Here is a 15802-nt window from a genome sequence, read left to right on the forward strand (position 1 = left end):
CGCAATGCCTATCCGGAGAGATTGAAATTCCCGTTGGCGCCGTAGACCGCCAGCGAGACCAGCAGCGTCACCGAGACCACCGCGATGAGCGAGGTGCGCACGGCGTTGCCGACCGCGATCCCCACTCCCGCGGGACCACCGCTGGCGAAGAAGCCGAAGTAGGTGTGAATGAGCAGGATCGTCAGCGCCATGGCCAGGGCCTGCACGAACGACCACACCAGATCGATGGGGTTGAGGAAGGTCGAGAAGTAGTGGTCGTAGAGTCCGGCGGACTGCCCGAGCAGCACCACCGTGGTGAATCGGCTGGCCACGAACGAGGCGATGACCGCCAGCGCGTAGAGCGGGGTGATGGCGACCATGCCCGCCACCAGCCGGGTGCTGACCAGGTAGGCGATCGGTTCGATGGCGAGGGATTCGAGGGCGTCGATCTCCTCGTTGATCCGCATGGCGCCGAGTTGCGCGGTCGCGCCCGCGCCGAAGGTCGCCGCGAGGCCGATGCCCGCGACCACGGGCGCCGAGATGCGCACGTTGATGAACGCGGACAGGAATCCGGTCAGCGCCTCGATACCGATGTTGCCCAGGGAGCTGTAGCCCTGCACCGCCAGCGTGCCACCGGTGGCCAGGGTGAGGAACCCGACGATCACCACGGTGCCACCGAAGACCGCCAGCGCGCCCGCGCCCATGCTGATCTCGGCGATGAGCCGGATGGTCTCGCGGCGATAGTGCATGGCCGCGTAGGGCGTTCGGGTGAGCGCCTTCAGATAGAAGATGGTGTGGTCACCGACGCGGCCCAGGCTCACGATCGGACGGCGCACCCGGCGCAGGGTCGCCGGATATCTGGCGGCGATGGTCATGAATCCCCCTCATCGTGCCGTCATCTGGATGCCGATGGCGGTGACCACGACATTGATGACGAACAGCGACATGAACGCGTAGACGACGGTCTCGTTGACCGCGTTGCCGACCGACTTCGCGCCGCCGGTCACGATGAGCCCCCGGTAGCAGGCCACCAGGCCCGCGACGATGCCGAACAGCAGGGCCTTCACCGACGAGATGAGGACCTCGTCGAGTCCGGTGAGCAGGGTCAGGCCGGCGGCGAACGCACCCGGATTGACGTCCTGGACGAAGACGGAGAAGACGTAGCCGCCCAGGATGCCGATGATGCAGACCAGGTTGTTGAGCAGGAACGCCACCAGTCCGGAGGCGAGCATGCGCGGGGTGACCAGGCGCTGGACCGGATCGATGCCGAGCACGCGCATGGCGTCGATCTCCTCGCGGATGGTCCGCGAGCCCAGGTCCGCGCACATGGCGGTCGCGCCCGCGCCGGCCACGATCAGGACCGTGACCATCGGGCCGACCTGGGTGACCGCGCCGAACGCCGCGCCCGCCCCGCTCAGATCCGCGGCGCCGAGTTCGCGCAGCAGGATATTGAGGGTGAAGCTGACCAGCACGGTGAACGGAATCGCCACCAGCACAGTCGGAATCATCGATACCCGCACGATGAACCAGGACTGCTCGAGGAACTCGCGGGTCTGGAACGGACGGACGAAAGCGAAGCGGACCGCGTCCGCCGACATGGCGAACAATCCGCCGATGGTTTGAAAAACGCCGGTGCTCCGCCGGGCCATCCAGGTGGATCGGGGAATCAGTTTCGAGGCCATGAGCTCACCGCCCCTCCACACCGTTGGGAAATGGCATTCTCGAATGTGACCTAGCCTACATGCCCGATTTGAGAATTCAATACTCGCCAGGTCCGGTGATGCCGTGCGCACAGAACGCCCAGGCCTCATCTGCGGTGATCGGCCGCACGTCGCCGTCCACCGTGCCCGGGTGCGCGATGTACATGACCGTCTGCATGGTGATCGCCGCCAGGCGCCGCGGGTTGCCGCCGGCGCGCAGCCGACCGGCCGCGCCGACCCCTTCGAGCAGATCGGCGAACACCGCGAACAGCGCCGCGTGCGCGACCCGCACCTCGGTCGGGTTCGAGGTGCGCAACTGCGGGGAGAAGTCGGTGAACAGCGGCCGCTGCGCGTCGGGATCCGGACGGCACAGCTGGAACAGCAATTCCACGGCGACGCGCAGCCGATCCAGTGGATCGTCGAAGGTGTCCGCGGCCGCGCGGATCTGGGCCGCGGTCTTGGCCATCGCCTCCTCGTACAGCGCGAGCAGCAGCTGATGCTTGCCGTCGAACTGGAGATAGAAGCTGCGCAGCGACTGTCCCGAACGGTCGACGATCTCCTGGACGGTGAAGTCGATGCCGGCCTTCTCGGTGATGAGCGCCTGGGCCGCGTCCAGGAACTGTTCGACGCGTAGTTCGGCGCGGACCGCCGCGGCTCGCAGTGCGCGATCGACCGCGCGCTGCTTCCACGCGGCCGGCCGGGTTTCCCCCGTGGTGCTCATGGCCGTCTCACTTCCCTTGCTGGTCACCCCTCGGTAGAGTACCGTTCTCATTCACGGAAGGGACATTCTTCCGAACTGAGATCAACAAATTCGGAAGGAACCACCGTGGGACGTGTTGAGGGCAAGGTCGCATTCATCACGGGTGCCGCACGCGGTCAGGGCCGCAGCCACGCCGTGCGTTTGGCCGAGGAGGGCGCCGACATCATCGCGGTCGACCTGTGCGAGGACATCGCGAGCCTGGGCTACGCGCTGGCACGCCCGGAAGACCTCGAGGAGACCGCGCGCCTGGTCACCAAGACCGGCCGCCGCGTGGTGACCGCCAAGGCCGACGTACGCAAGGCCGACGAGCTGCGCGCCGCGCTCGAGACGGGCATCGCCGAACTCGGCAAACTCGATATCGTTGTGGCACAGGCGGGTATCGCGGGCATGAAGGGCAAACCGCCCGTGCAAGCGTGGTCCGACGTCATCGACGTCAACCTGATCGGCACCATCAACGCCATCCAGGTCGCGCTGCCGCACCTGAGCGCCGGCGCCTCCATCATCGCCACCGGCTCGGTCGCCGCGCTCATGGACGCCTCCAAGAAGGACCAGCCCGGCAAGGATCCCGGCGGCTACGCCTACGTGCACTCGAAGCGGGCACTGTCCGCGTACGTGCACGACCTGGCGACCAACATCGCGCCGCTGGGCATCCGCGCCAACGTGATTCACCCGACCAACGTCAACACCCCCATGCTGCAGAGCGAGCCGATGTACCGCTCGTTCCGGCCCGACCTCGAGCACCCGACCCGCGAGGACGCCGAGCCGGTGTTCGCCGTGCAGCAGGCGATGCCGATCCGGTACGTCGACCCCGAGGACATCAGCAACGCCGTGCTGTACCTGGCCTCCGACGAAGCCCGCTACGTGACCGGCACCGCCGCGCGCGTGGACGGCGGCGGCTACCTCAAGTGGTACGACTACCACATCTGACCAATCGAAGTCTCAAGGCGCACAGCCGATTACGGAACTATAGCGAGGAATGGACGATGAAGGTCCAGGTCGATTCGGAACGCTGCCAAGGTCATACGCTGTGCGCCCTGAGCGCACCCGCGGCATTCGAGCTCAGCGAGATCGACGGTCACTCGTCACCGGCGTTCGACGGTGACGTGCCCGCCGATCAGGAAGAGCCGGTGCGCGAGGCCGCCCGATCCTGCCCCGAACGCGCCATCACCCTCATCTGAGGCGACCCGCCGACAGGCGTCACATCGGACCACCGGAGGAACACACAGTGAGCATCGACGATGTCGCCGTCGGCGAGGATCGCAAACGCAACAGATACCACTTCGACCGCCACACCGCCGACTACCGCGGCAAGTTCGAGACCATCACCGAGGAGCTGCACGAGCGCTGCCCGGTGGCCTGGACGGACACCTACGAGGGCCACTGGGTGGCCAGCAGCGCCGACGCGGTCTTCGAGCTCGCGCGCTGCCCGCACGTGTCCAACGATCACGATCTGCGCGGAGAACGCAAGGGCTACAAGGGAATCTCCATCCCGACCGCGCGACGGGCGGCGGTGGTGCGCGGCGGCATCCTGGAAATGGATGACCCCGAGCACCGGATCTACCGGGCGGTCCTGAACCCCTACCTGTCTCCCGCCGCGGTCAAGCGCTGGGAGCCGTTCATCGACGAGATCGTCCGGGCCAGCCTGGACGAGAAGATCGAGAGCGGCAGTATCGACTTCGTCGACGACCTGGCCAACGTGGTGCCCGCGGTGCTGACCCTGGCCATGCTCGGCATCGCGCTGGACAAGTGGTCGACCTACAGCGAACCGGTGCACGCGGCGGTGTACACCCCCGAGAACTCGCCCGACGCCGTGCGCGTCGCCGAGATGCACCGGCAGATGGGCCTCGACCTGGTGGTCAATCTGCACGAGATCCGCGAGAATCCGCGCCCCGGCCTGGTGGACGGACTGGTCCAGATGCGGATCGACGGCGAGCCCGCCCCCGATCTCGAGATTCTGGGCATGCTGGGCCTGATCATCGGCGGCGGCTTCGACACCACCACCGCGCTCACCGCGCACGCCTTGGAGTGGTTGTCGGACAACCCCGATCAGCGCGAGCTGCTCAGCCGCGAACGCGAGACGCTGCTCAACCCGGCGACCGAGGAGTTCCTGCGCTTCTTCACCCCCGCCCCGGGTGACGGCCGCACCATCGCCGCCGACTTCGATGCCGCCGACACCAGTTTCGTCGAGGGCGAGCGGCTGTGGCTGTCGTGGGCCATGGCCAATCGTGATCCCTCGGTATTCCCCGAGCCGAACCGAATCGACCTGGATCGCAAGGGAAACCGGCACTTCAGCTTCGGACTGGGGATTCACCGCTGCATCGGCTCCAACGTCGCGCGCACGGTGTTCAAGTCCATGCTCACCGCGGTGCTGGACCGGATGCCCGATTTCGTCTGCGATCCGGCGGGTGCGGTGCACTACGACACCATCGGCGTCATCCAGGGCATGCGCAAGCTGCCGGCCACGTTCACCCCCGGCAAGCGGCTGGGCCCCGGACTCGACGAGACCCTGGCCAAGCTGCAGCGGATCTGTGTCGAACAGCAGCTGGCGGCGCCGGTCACCATCCGGTCCCAGGCCGCGGTCATCGACTGAGCTCGTCCGATCCCCTTCTCTCCCAGGAGTTCCGGCTTTGGCGTACGTGATCACCCAGAACTGCTGCAAGGACGCCAGCTGCATACCGGCGTGCCCGGTGGATTGCATCCGCCCGCTGTCCGGCGGAGGCGGCGATCCCGGGGCGCAGATGCTCTACATCGATCCCGAGACGTGTATCGACTGTGGAGCCTGCGCGGACGAATGCCCGGTCGGGGCGGTGTATTCCGAGTACGACCTGCCGCCCGAGCTCGAGCGGTTCCGGGACATCAACGCCGCGTACTTCGAGCGGCACCCGCTGGAGCCGGTGACACCGGAAGCGGCTCCGGCCCAGGCGATACCGGCGCGCGCGGAGTTGCGGGTGGCGGTGGTCGGCGCCGGGCCCGCCGCCTGCTACGCCGCGGCGGAACTGCTCGGCATCCCCGGGGTCGAGGTCGATCTCTTCGAACGCCTGCCCACCCCGTTCGGATTGATCCGGGCGGGGGTCGCGCCGGATCACCAGCGCACCAAGTCGATCGTCAAGGTCTTCGATCGCGCGTTCTCCGACAGCCGGTTCGGCTGTCATCTGCACGTGGAGGCCGGGCGCGATATCAGCCACGCCGAGCTGCTCGCCCACCATCACGCGGTGATCTACGCCGTGGGCGCCTCGGACAGCCGGGATCTCGGGATCGCGGGCGAGGATCTGCCCGGCAATCACGCGGCCGCGGATTTCGTGGGCTGGTACAACGGGCATCCGGACTACGCCGAGCGGGAATTCGACCTGTCCGGGACGCGGGCGGTGATCATCGGCAACGGGAACGTGGCCCTGGACGCGGCGCGCATGCTGCTGCTGGACGCGGATGCGCTGGGGCGCACCGATATCGCCGAGCACGCCGCGGATGCGCTGGGGCGCAGCGGTATCGACGAAGTGGTGATCCTGGGCCGGCGCGGACCGCGCGAGGGCGCGTTCTCGGCGGGTGAGTTCCACGCACTGGGGCACCTGCCGGGTATCGACGTGATCGTCGAAGGCGGGGACCTGACCGCGCATCCCGATGACGACGTGGAGACCACGGTCAAGCTGGAACTGGCCCGGGAGTACGCCGAACGCGAGCCGACACCGGGCAACAGGCGGATCGTGTTCCGCTTCAACACTTCCCCGGTCGAGTTCGCCGGCGACGACCGGGTCACCGGGTTGCGCCTGCTGTCCACCGTTCCCGGCGCGGACGCCACCGAACTGCTCGAGACCGGGCTGGTGCTGCGGTCCATCGGATTCCGGGGCCGGGCGCTGGACGGGCTGCCGTTCGACGCGGCCGCCGGGATCATCCCGAACGACCGCGGGCGGGTGGTGGATGCCGACGGGCAGGCGCTCGAGGGGACCTATGTCACCGGCTGGATCAAGCGGGGTCCGCGCGGGGTCATCGGCACCAATCGAACGTGTGCGGCGGAAACGGTGGCCCAGCTGTGGGACGACTACGCCGCGGGCGCACTCACCCGCGACGTCGGGGACCGTGCGGCGGTGCGTGCGCTGCTGGCCGAACGCGGTGTCGCACCGGTCGATTGGCCCGGCTGGCGCGCGATCGACGCCGTCGAGCGGGAGCGGGGCGCGAGCGCGGCCCGGCCCCGGGTCAAGTTCGTCACCATCCCGGAACTGCTGGCCGGCGCACGCGGCTGAGACCGACGCACACACCATCGCTTGGAGGCGTGATGAAGGATCTCGTGGACCCCGGTATCGACATCGAGCCAGACCTGGAGGCGCTCGCGCGCGCCGAGTCGAGCGTGCTGCTCGCGGCGGCCGAGGAAGCCGAGGCCGATGCCGCAGCGGCGGAGGCGATGGCGGCGGCCGCCAAGGCGCGGGCGCGGGCGACGGCGCTGCGGCGGCGGGCCGAGGCGGTCGCGAAAGCGGCTGACAGCGAGGGCTCCGGTGGCGCGAGCATCGTCCTGGCGAAATCCGTTGCTCCCGTGCGTGAAGAGACTTCGACCGCAGACGCGGATAAGTCCTCGAGCGAGACTGCCCTGGACGAGACATCCAGCGCCACTGCACCTTCGGGATCGGGTACCACGGAGACTGACACCGACGGCGGTGTTTCCGACGACGACAAGAAGACGGTCGACATCGCTGTCGCCGAACCCGCGGGATCGCGGGTGGCACGGTGGACGGCTCGCGCCCGGGCGGGCGGGCGCCGCACGGCCCTGGTCGTGCTGGCCACCGCGCTGCTGGTGGCCTCGGCCGCCACCGGTGCGTTCTCGGTGTGGAATCACCACCGGCTCACCGGCGACGAACGCCGCACGGCGGAGTTCAGTGCCGCCGCCCGGCAGGGTGTGGTCGCGTTGACCTCCCTGGACTTCAACCGCGCCAAGGACGACGTCCAGCGGGTCCTGGACAATTCGACCGGAGCCTTCCGGGAGGACTTCCAGAGCCGCGCCGAGGATTTCACCAAGGTCGTGGAGCAGTCGCAGGTCACCACCGAAGGCCGGGTCACCGCGACCGCGGTGGAATCCATGACCGATGATTCGGCGGTCGTCCTGGTCGCGGCCACCTCGCAGATCACCAATTCCGCCGGGGCCAAACAGGAACCGCGCATCTGGCGGCTCAGCGTCACCGTGACCCGGGTGGACGGCCAATTGAAGATGTCGAAAGTGGAGTTCGTACCGTGATCACCACACTGCGCACCCGGCTCGCGCGCACGGCCGCCCTCGCGCGCCGCGCACCCGGCGCCCTCGTTCTGACCCTGTGCACCGTCGCCGCCGTGCTGGCCGCCGCGAGCCTGATCTGGTGGCAGTACCTGCCCGACAGCCGCATCGACGACAGCGACTCCGCCGCGGCCCTGGCCGCCGCCAAGGACGGCACCGTCGCGCTGCTGTCCTACGCCCCGGACACCCTCGACCACGATTTCGACACCGCCAAATCCCATCTCACCGGCGATTTCCTGACCTACTACACCCAGTTCACCCAGCAGATCGTCACCCCGGCCGCCAAGGAGAAGGCGGTCAAGACCAGCGCCACCATCGTGCGCGCCGCCGTGTCGGAACTGCACCCCGAGGACGCCACCGTCCTGGTCTTCATCAACCAGACCACGACCAGCGCCGAGAAGCCCGAACCGGCCATGACCGCCAGCAGCGTCCGGGTCACGCTCACCAAGACCGAGGACGTCTGGCGCATCTCGGCCTTCGACCCGGTGTAGGGTCCATCCGCCCGTGGTTTCGACTGCGCCGCAGGTTCATTCGCGGACCAGTCGGTTTCGAGGCGGTGGACGGGGCGGCTCGCGTGCTGGCTATCGTGTGGTGACTGCACCGAGATCGGTGTCACCGCACGAACAAAGGTGAAGGGCCAGTGCTGGTCAACAACGGTGAGCAACCGGGGGAATCCGAGCCCTGGCCCGTTTCCGCACCCGAACCCGTCCTGCTGCCGCCGCCGGAAGTGACCGCCTGGCAAGGGGATCCGTACTCGTGGCTCGATGAGATCGAGGACGACTGGGAGCTCGACACTTTCGATTCGCGCGGCTACTTCGATGATCCCGCGACCGACGGCGAACCGAGCGAGGGTCGTTCGCCCCACGGCGAGGATCCCGAGAGCGATGAGCCGGAGATCCCCTCCGAGGCCGCGGATTCCGTCGACGGGACCGAGACCGACCCGGTGTCACCCGCACCGGTGGTATCGAATCGACAGACGGGTCGCGATGATTCGGACGCCGACGCCCCCGCTTCGACCACCGAGCCCCTGCCCAGGGACGACTCGACCCCGCCGCTCGGGTCCGATGTCGTGCGCACAGATCCCGAGGGCGTCGAGCCTGGTACGAGTCTCGAGGCGCAGAGCCCGACGGAAAGCGCACCCGTACAGCCTGATTCGTATGCGGTGACGTGGGCGGCCGTCCTCGGGCAGCCTCGGCAGCGCGCACGTTCGAAGTCGTTGCCGCCGGGCCCCGCGGCGACCACCCGTCCCTCTCGCACAGTCGGGTCGTCCGTCCTGCGGGTAACCCGATCTCTTCCGGCGTCCTTTAAGAACATCCCGCGAGTGCGCATCACGTGGTCGCCACCGAGCGCTTCGGCCGGCCGTGCGCAGCCGTCGGCCGGAACTCCTCCTCTTGTCGCCCGCGCGACCCGCTCGCTCCCCGCCGCTCTGCGGCGTGTGCCACGCGAGCGCGTCCAGAGCGTGATCGCGGGCGCACTTGCCCTGGGCGTGTTGGTCGGCGGTGCCTGGTGGCTGGTGACCGACGCCCGGACCACCACCGAACCCCGCAACACACGCGTCGACACCCCGGTCAGCGTGCCGACCGAGCCGACCCCCGACCAGGGCCGTCCATCACAACCGGTCCCCACGTCACCGTCGCGCGTCTGCTATCCGTTCGATTGCTGAACCCGATCCCGGGTACGGCGTGCACGCTCGAATCAGCTGGTAGCCGCGCTGTTTCGCGCTAGCCCGAGATGCTCGGAGCGCATCCGAAACTGCCGGTGCTCGCCGCCACGCGGATCTCCACGGTCAGCGACCCCGGGGAATCGAACCGGTGCCCGTGTCCACGGTTGAGGTGAGTACGTACTGCCCGGCGGTATCCGGTTCCACAACACCTTCGCTGGGCTTCCGATCGGGCTGTCTCCGCCGTGCCAGATCGACGCTACGGGCCCGGTTCGCCCGCCGGATAGACTCGCCCGGGTGTTTTCCCGTTCCGTCGCAGCCGTTTCCGATGGACTCACCGCACGCGCTCGATCGTTTGTCGACAGGCATGGCGTCCAGGTCGAGGTCCGGCCCGTGGAAGACCACCGGCAATGGTGGCTCGAGCGGGACGTGCCCTCGGAAGTGATCGATCGAATGGCGAAATTCGAGAAGAAGTGGCGCGGCTTGCATTTGCCGCCCACGCCTCGGTACGACGGTGGTCCGCGGTATTTCTATCCGGATTCGCCCGAATCCGATGCTGCGGGTTGGTGGTTCGAAGCCGGTCCGCAACGCAGCGCGGTGCCCTTTGCGTTCATGATCGGCCCTGCCGGTGAGTTCGGAATCCAGGCCGAGGGGGCGGGGTGGGCGCCTTTGCATTCGACAGTCGAGGGCTGGGTGGAATCGCTGGCATTGGCCTATCACGCGTCGGCGCGGGCGCGGCGGATCACCACACTCGTCGGCGACGAGCTCGACGGTCTCGACCTGGACGACTACGAACCCGTATGCGAGGTAATGGGTCTCGCGGATACCTGGTGGCGGAATGCGGACTCACTGGTGGCCGTATACACCGGGGAGGCCGTGAGCCTCGATTCGCCCGGGACACGGGTCGCGTTGATCTATTCGGGTCTCGGGGTGCGCGACAGCGGTACAGCCGACGGGTAGGTCGGCGGTCGATCGTGCCTGCCCGGCTTCTCGGTCGGCTTGGCGGGAAAGGGAATTGGTTGTTGTCGGAGCCGAGAAGTAACTTCTGTTCGGTCGGCTGATCGCCGGTACTACCGAACAGAAAATGGTCCATCCATGCGCAAGATTGTCCTGGCCTCCATCGCCGTCGGCACGGTCATCGGCTCCGTCGGCCTCGGCCTCGGTACCGCGTCCGCCGACAAGGGTGATCCGATGCTCACCTGGGAGGTGGACGAGGGCCTCACCTTCCACTTCGGCGACAACGTGATCGAGCCCTACCCCGGCTCGCAGTCGTGCTACTTCCGGATCGATCGCGGAAGCAACGGGCGGATGTACGACCTGGTCGGCAGCGGCTCCGGCAAGCCCCAGCAGCCTTTGAGCGGCACCATCACCGGCCCGACGACCCTGTCCCTGGCGACCGAGGACAAACTGACCTCCGACTGCTACCCGTCGATCCTGGGCTGAGCGTCGCGGCCGGCGCGGAGGGATCGCGTCGGCACTCCACCCGCGCCCGGCCGGAGGTCAGGCGTTGACCGCCGCGCGGCGACGCCACACACCGATCGCGTCGGTCGCCAGCAGCGCCCACGCGACGAGGACCGGTTGGAACACCAGCCGCACCGCGCGCTTGGCGTCGGAGTCGAGCCCGAACGCGTCCCGATGCTCGACCAGCTGCGCGATGTTGCCGGGGAAGATGACGACGAAGAACGCCGCGGCGATCGCGCCGACCAGCGCACGCCGCGGCTGCTTCCACACCAGGAGCAGCGCCGCCGCCAGCGAGATCTCGACGACCCCGGAGGCCAGGACGACGAAGTCGGTGTCGAGCGGGAACCACGACGGCACCTGTGCGCGAAACTCCTCGCGGGCGAAGGTCAGATGGCTCGTACCCGCCGTCGCGAGCATCACGCCCAGAAAGGCCTGAGCTGCGAGCCGAAGCCTGGACGGGCGTTCGTTGTTGATCACCATACAAAAAGCATCGCACACGATGTATCCCGGCGCGCGTCACCACATTCGCGTGGCTGGTCCGGGCGGCGCGATCCGCAATCCAGGGCAGTAGTGCAACATCTCGATGAGGATGGCCTCGGTCGAGTAGGGATGCAGCTTCACCGGCGACAGCATTATCGACTCGTAACGAAAGACGCTGGACAGACGCGAACGCCGGGCGGGGACCCTACGCAACAGCGGGGGAATCCCCTTCGACAGCCTCGTTCAGCATCCACGGGATTACAGTCGGTACGCGGGGCAGTCGAATCGAGGAAGGCTTGGGCCGTGACCGCTGAACTGCGTGGTGTCACCGTCCGCGTCGACACCGGGCGATGGCGCGAAACCGTGCTCGAGGACGTGAACCTGGACGTGCCGGCGGGCCGGATCACCGCGGTGCTCGGCGGTCCTGGATCCGGGAAGTCCATGCTTGCCCGTGTTCTCGCCGGGCGGCTGCCGACTACCGCGCGGTGCAGCGGCGAGGTCCTGATCTGCTCGGAGACCGTGGTGGACCACCATGTGCCGCAACCTGTTCAGCGTGTCGGGTACGTCCCACAGGACGGGGTGGACGTATTCGAGGCCGAGCAGACCGTCGGAGGGCAGTTGCGGGCGCTTCGAGAGCGGAACGGGGTCTGGAGCGTCGAACGGGCATGTGCCGCGGCGCACTATCCCCTCGACGCGCTGGACCTGCTCCCCGAACACAACTCCGGAGGGCAGATCCAGCGTGCCGCTCTCGCCGGGGCGTTGCTGGCGGAGCCACGGGTTCTGGTCGCGGACGGCCCGACCAACTCACTCGATGCCGGTACGGCTTACCAGGTTTGGAGATCGTTGCGTGACTACGCCGACTCCGGCGCAGCAGTGCTCGTGATCAGCAACGAGGTGCGGATGATGATCAGTCGCGGGTTCGCCGATCGCATAGTCCTGATGGACGGGGGACGTGTTCGATCGGCGGGGACGACCACGGCGATGTTGGACTACGACCCTGTCGTGCAGGCCCTGTTTCGAGCAGGCTGAATCCCGGCGGGCGCACGCCTTCTTCGCGACCGCGATTTCCCCCGCCGACGGGTCGGTCAGCGGCCGAAGCGGACGTCGAGCCAGGCGAGTACGTCGTCATTCGCGGCGGCGACGATGCCGCGGTGATCGACGCCGGGGTAGGTGCGGTACTCCAGTGGTTGGGCGGCCAGGCGTTGCTGGGCGACCATCAGATCGGTGCCGGACGGGGGGACGACCGTGTCGGCGGAGCCTTGGACCACCAGGACCGGGACGGTGTGGGTCAGGGTGCTGGCGTCGTTCGCGTTCAGGACCGCGCCGAAGGTGGTCGTGTCCGCGGCGGGGCGGAACAGGGACGAGAGGGGTTCGCCTGCCCACGAATCGGATTCGCGCAGGCCGTCGATGCAGCGCTCGTCCGCCTGGGGCAGCAGGGTCGAGCCCGTGGGGGTCAGGAAGCGGGTGGGGTCGACGTCGGCCACCGTCTGAGCGCCGCGAATCATCAACGGCAGGAACGCATTGGAGACCTGTGGGAGGACCGAGGTGCCGACGGCGGCGGCGAGCGGGCCGGCGGCGGCGACCAGCGCCTGATGGGATGCCGGGGCCTCGGCCACCGCGCCGAGCAGTTGCAGTTCGGGCGCCCAGCTCTGGGCCTGGGCGGCGGTGAAGACGGCCGCCTGCCCGCCCTGGGAGTGGCCGACGGTCGCCCAGCGGGTGCCGATCTCGGGGTCGACCGCGCGGGCGGCTCGGGCCATGTCGGTGACGGCGCGCTGCTCCGCCTCGCCGATCAGGTAGCCGTGCGGGCCCTCGGTGCCCAGGCCCTGATAGTCGGTCTGCGCGACCGCGTAGCCGGCGGCGATCAACCGCGCCTGGGTCTCGCGGACCAGCGAGGTGTAGGCGTGCGCGGGGAAATCGGGACCGGTGTCGCGCGAGGGCGCGCAGCGGTCCGCGACGCCGGTCGTGCCGTGCGCCCAGGAGATCAGCGGCCAGCCGCCCGCGGGCGGGACGCCGTCGGGCACCGCGACAGTTCCGGACACCGCCACCGGCCGACCCTGCATGTCGACCGAACGATAGAGGACGAGGTGGTTCCGGGCGCCCGCGATCGCGGGATCGCCGCTGATCGCCTGGGACCGGATCACCGTCCCGTGCTCGCCGGGCACCAGATCCGCTGCCGGAGTGTAGAACCCGAGCCCGTCGGCCGGGTCGGCGCTCGCCGCCCCGCCCTGGCACAGCAGCACGGCGGCCGCCATGACCGATACCGCCGCCGGTAGCACCGATTTCGCCGTGCGCATCGCGACTCCTTGTCTCGCCGGGGACCGGTCCGCGCGAGTGAGCCACGCACCGCGATCCGTACTGGATCCGATCGTGAAATGTATGCGATCCGGACCCCGCCCGGCGCACGCGCGGGGCGTGTCCTTCGTCATCGCTTCGACCCCTTCACTCCAACAGCGCCGCCAGCTCCCGATCCTGGATCCGTGCCCCGGCCGCCGCCAGTACCGGCAAGGTCCCGGACACGATGTGAGCCAAGATCTTCGCGTTCGCCAGCGGCAACAGCACGACGCCGTCGGCCACCTTGGCCGCGTAGATGTCCGAGATGAGACCGGCCAGGCCCGCCGGGGTTCCGATGTAGCGCAGGGTCGCCGGGGGCGGCGGGGAGTCGACGAGCGCGTCCAGGCGCTCGAGGGCGCGATGCGCGCTCGACACGTCCTCGGCGATGATCACTTCGAGGTCGACCAGCACGATCGTGTCGGCGGGGCCGCGCCCCGCGGCCGCCGCGTCGGCTTTCCACTGCGCGGTACGCCGTTTGGTGCGCAGCAGATCCGTGGTCCGTACCCGGCGCACCGTCGCGGGGTCGAGCGGGTCGGACGTGGTGAGCTCGATCCAGGTGTCGGCGAGCACGAGCGGCCGGTCGAGTGCCGCGGCCGGATGGTGCCCCGCACCGGACGGCTCGACGGCCACACACAGCGCGACGCCGGTATCGGAGAGCAAACGAGACATGGTGAGTCCTTTCCAGATTCGCGGCGTCATCTGGATGCGGTGCCGGTGCCGGCACCGGTGTCACGATCGCGAGTGTGTGCCGCGAAATACCGCCGGATATGGCCGGCGCTGCCACTGGAGCCGCCCCGGGCGCGTGCCCCGGCTACTCCGAACGTTCACAGCGGGAACGTGATTCGTATCATTCGCGATCTTGGCCCGGAAGTCCACAGGCTGCGCCGAACCTGCCGAGATTCAGGCAGGCGGCACCAGGGTGTGCAGTACCACCTTGCCCTGCGCGTGCGCCTTGGCCTGATACAGGCTCACGTCCGCGGCCTCGAGCAGTGTTTCGGCATCGGTGGTGGTGACCGGCGTGACGACAGCTCCGATGCTGGCCGAGACCGGCAGCCGATGCGCCTGCACCGCAACGGGATCGGCCAGCGCGTCAAGCAGCGCGGCCGCGATGTCGGCGACCTCGTCGCTGCTGACCGGCGGCCGGATGAGCACCACGAACTCGTCGCCCCCGAGCCGGGCGACCACACAGTCCCGGTCCCCCACCGCGTTCTCGAGCCGTTTCGCGACGGCGACCAGCACCTGATCGCCGATGCGATGCCCGAACCGGTCGTTGATGCGCTTGAACCTGTCCAGGTCCACGAAACACAGCCCGGCCTGCTGGCCCGGGGTCGCGGCGGTGAGCATGACGCCCATGTGCTCCAACAGGTCACGACGGTTGGCCAGCCCGGTCAGCGCGTCGACGCGAGCTTGGCGATGCAATTCCTCCTGCAGCCGGTGCCTTTCGGTGACGTCCTCGCCGACCGCCATCAGGTAGTCCTTGCCGCCGACGTCCGCGACATAGGTGACCGCGAAGCGGGACCATCCGCCACCGCCGTCGGCGCGCAGCGTGCGCCGCTCGAGACGCACCGTGCCTTCTCGGGCGGGCACCAATTTGTCGAAGATGAGGGTACGAATCTCCGCCAGATCATCGGGATGACTGTGGTCGAACGGTGCGATGTCGCCCGGAACGGCGGGCGTCAGGCCGAGCAGATCGACGAAGGCGCGGTTCACCATCAGCGGCGTGCCGTCGATCTCCCCGAGCCCGACCGCGACCGACACCCGATCGAACATGGCCTGGAACAGCTCGACCCGGCGCTCGGCGCTCGACGGACGATCGGCCGCCCGCGACTCGGCGTCCGCCCCGTTCGCCGCCAATTCCCGGCATCGCCGCTGGTGCCCGGTGCCGAGCGCGGCCATCGCGACGGCCGTGCGCGCGGCGGCGTCGGCGTGGTCGGTGTGCTCGACGAGCCGGAAGAGCACCCCGGCCGACACCGCGGGCACGTTCGCGTCCAGCAATCCGGAATCCGCCAGGCCCGCACCCACCCGTGCGCCGGCCTCGCTGTCGAAGTCCGGTGCCCGCATCGCGGTGAGCAGCTCACCCGCCCAGGCGGTCAGTGACCGGTCATCGGCCTGCCATCCGGCCTCGCGCAGCGCCCGCCCCCACATCCCCGCCAGGTGCTCGGCATCGCGCATGT

The 15802-nt window shown here is 68.8% G+C and carries 17 protein-coding genes; 10 read left to right on the plus strand and 7 right to left on the minus strand.

Annotation, left to right across the window (positions count from 1 at the left end):
- Positions 1–8 precede the first annotated feature (8 nt).
- The 3 genes from ACWIGI_RS25630 to ACWIGI_RS25640 form a co-directional block, all read right to left on the minus strand.
- The gene (locus tag ACWIGI_RS25630) at positions 9–854 is read right to left on the minus strand and encodes an ABC transporter permease (protein WP_454204995.1); all 846 of its coding nucleotides are present in this window, start codon (positions 852–854) and stop codon (positions 9–11) included.
- Between the two features lie 9 nt (positions 855–863).
- Entirely contained in the window at positions 864–1628 is a 765-nt protein-coding gene (locus tag ACWIGI_RS25635; protein WP_454205095.1) for an MlaE family ABC transporter permease, read from the minus strand.
- Between the two features lie 109 nt (positions 1629–1737).
- Positions 1738–2400 carry a TetR/AcrR family transcriptional regulator gene (locus ACWIGI_RS25640; protein WP_454205096.1) on the minus strand — a complete coding sequence of 221 codons (663 nt, stop codon included), beginning with the start codon at positions 2398–2400 and terminating at the stop codon, positions 1738–1740.
- Between the two features lie 105 nt (positions 2401–2505).
- Between ACWIGI_RS25640 and ACWIGI_RS25645 the strand changes: the two genes are divergently transcribed.
- The 9 genes from ACWIGI_RS25645 (at position 2506) to ACWIGI_RS25685 (ending at position 10799) form a co-directional block, all read left to right on the plus strand.
- Positions 2506–3366, plus strand: a complete 861-nt coding sequence (locus tag ACWIGI_RS25645) for a mycofactocin-coupled SDR family oxidoreductase (protein WP_454204996.1) — start codon at positions 2506–2508, stop codon at positions 3364–3366.
- A 56-nt stretch (positions 3367–3422) separates the two neighbouring features.
- Complete coding sequence (locus tag ACWIGI_RS25650; RefSeq protein WP_454204997.1) at positions 3423–3617, plus strand: ferredoxin; 195 nt, start codon at positions 3423–3425, stop codon at positions 3615–3617.
- 47 nt (positions 3618–3664) lie between these two features.
- Positions 3665–5029 (plus strand): cytochrome P450, encoded by a 1365-nt coding sequence (locus ACWIGI_RS25655; protein ID WP_454204998.1) that lies wholly within the window; start codon positions 3665–3667, stop codon positions 5027–5029.
- Between the two features lie 37 nt (positions 5030–5066).
- A complete protein-coding gene (locus ACWIGI_RS25660; protein WP_454204999.1) occupies positions 5067–6677 on the plus strand; it encodes a 4Fe-4S binding protein in 1611 nt (536 codons plus the stop codon).
- Positions 6678–6709: 32 nt separating this feature from the next.
- On the plus strand, positions 6710–7660 hold the full coding sequence (locus ACWIGI_RS25665) for a hypothetical protein (RefSeq protein ID WP_454205000.1): 951 nt from the start codon (positions 6710–6712) through the stop codon (positions 7658–7660).
- Positions 7657–8187, plus strand: coding sequence for a twin-arginine translocation pathway signal (locus ACWIGI_RS25670; protein WP_454205001.1), 531 nt, complete (start codon positions 7657–7659; stop codon positions 8185–8187). Before ACWIGI_RS25665 ends, ACWIGI_RS25670 begins: the two co-directional genes overlap by 4 nt.
- Positions 8188–8336: 149 nt before the next feature.
- On the plus strand, positions 8337–9359 hold the full coding sequence (locus ACWIGI_RS25675) for a hypothetical protein (RefSeq protein ID WP_454205002.1): 1023 nt from the start codon (positions 8337–8339) through the stop codon (positions 9357–9359).
- 390 nt (positions 9360–9749) lie between these two features.
- Entirely contained in the window at positions 9750–10316 is a 567-nt protein-coding gene (locus ACWIGI_RS25680) for a hypothetical protein (protein WP_454205003.1), read from the plus strand.
- Between the two features lie 135 nt (positions 10317–10451).
- Positions 10452–10799 carry a hypothetical protein gene (locus ACWIGI_RS25685; protein WP_454205004.1) on the plus strand — a complete coding sequence of 116 codons (348 nt, stop codon included), beginning with the start codon at positions 10452–10454 and terminating at the stop codon, positions 10797–10799.
- A gap of 57 nt (positions 10800–10856) precedes the next feature.
- On the opposite strand, the gene ACWIGI_RS25690 is transcribed toward ACWIGI_RS25685, so the two are convergent.
- A complete protein-coding gene (locus tag ACWIGI_RS25690) occupies positions 10857–11297 on the minus strand; it encodes a DoxX family protein (protein WP_454205005.1) in 441 nt (146 codons plus the stop codon).
- Positions 11298–11600: 303 nt separating this feature from the next.
- Here ACWIGI_RS25690 and ACWIGI_RS25695 point away from each other — a divergent pair, with 303 nt between their 5' ends.
- Complete coding sequence (locus tag ACWIGI_RS25695; RefSeq protein WP_454205006.1) at positions 11601–12326, plus strand: ATP-binding cassette domain-containing protein; 726 nt, start codon at positions 11601–11603, stop codon at positions 12324–12326.
- 56 nt (positions 12327–12382) lie between these two features.
- Here ACWIGI_RS25695 and ACWIGI_RS25700 read toward each other — a convergent pair whose 3' ends face one another.
- From ACWIGI_RS25700 to ACWIGI_RS25710, 3 genes are all read right to left on the minus strand, one after another.
- The gene (locus ACWIGI_RS25700; RefSeq protein WP_454205007.1) at positions 12383–13591 is read right to left on the minus strand and encodes an alpha/beta hydrolase family protein; all 1209 of its coding nucleotides are present in this window, start codon (positions 13589–13591) and stop codon (positions 12383–12385) included.
- Between the two features lie 145 nt (positions 13592–13736).
- Positions 13737–14297: a hypothetical protein gene (locus ACWIGI_RS25705; protein ID WP_454205008.1), complete on the minus strand. Its 561-nt coding sequence runs from the start codon at positions 14295–14297 to the stop codon at positions 13737–13739.
- Between the two features lie 231 nt (positions 14298–14528).
- Entirely contained in the window at positions 14529–15800 is a 1272-nt protein-coding gene (locus ACWIGI_RS25710; protein ID WP_454205009.1) for a diguanylate cyclase domain-containing protein, read from the minus strand.
- Between the last annotated feature and the right edge of the window lie 2 nt (positions 15801–15802).

It is taken from the genome of Nocardia sp. NPDC055321 (assembly GCF_053645575.1).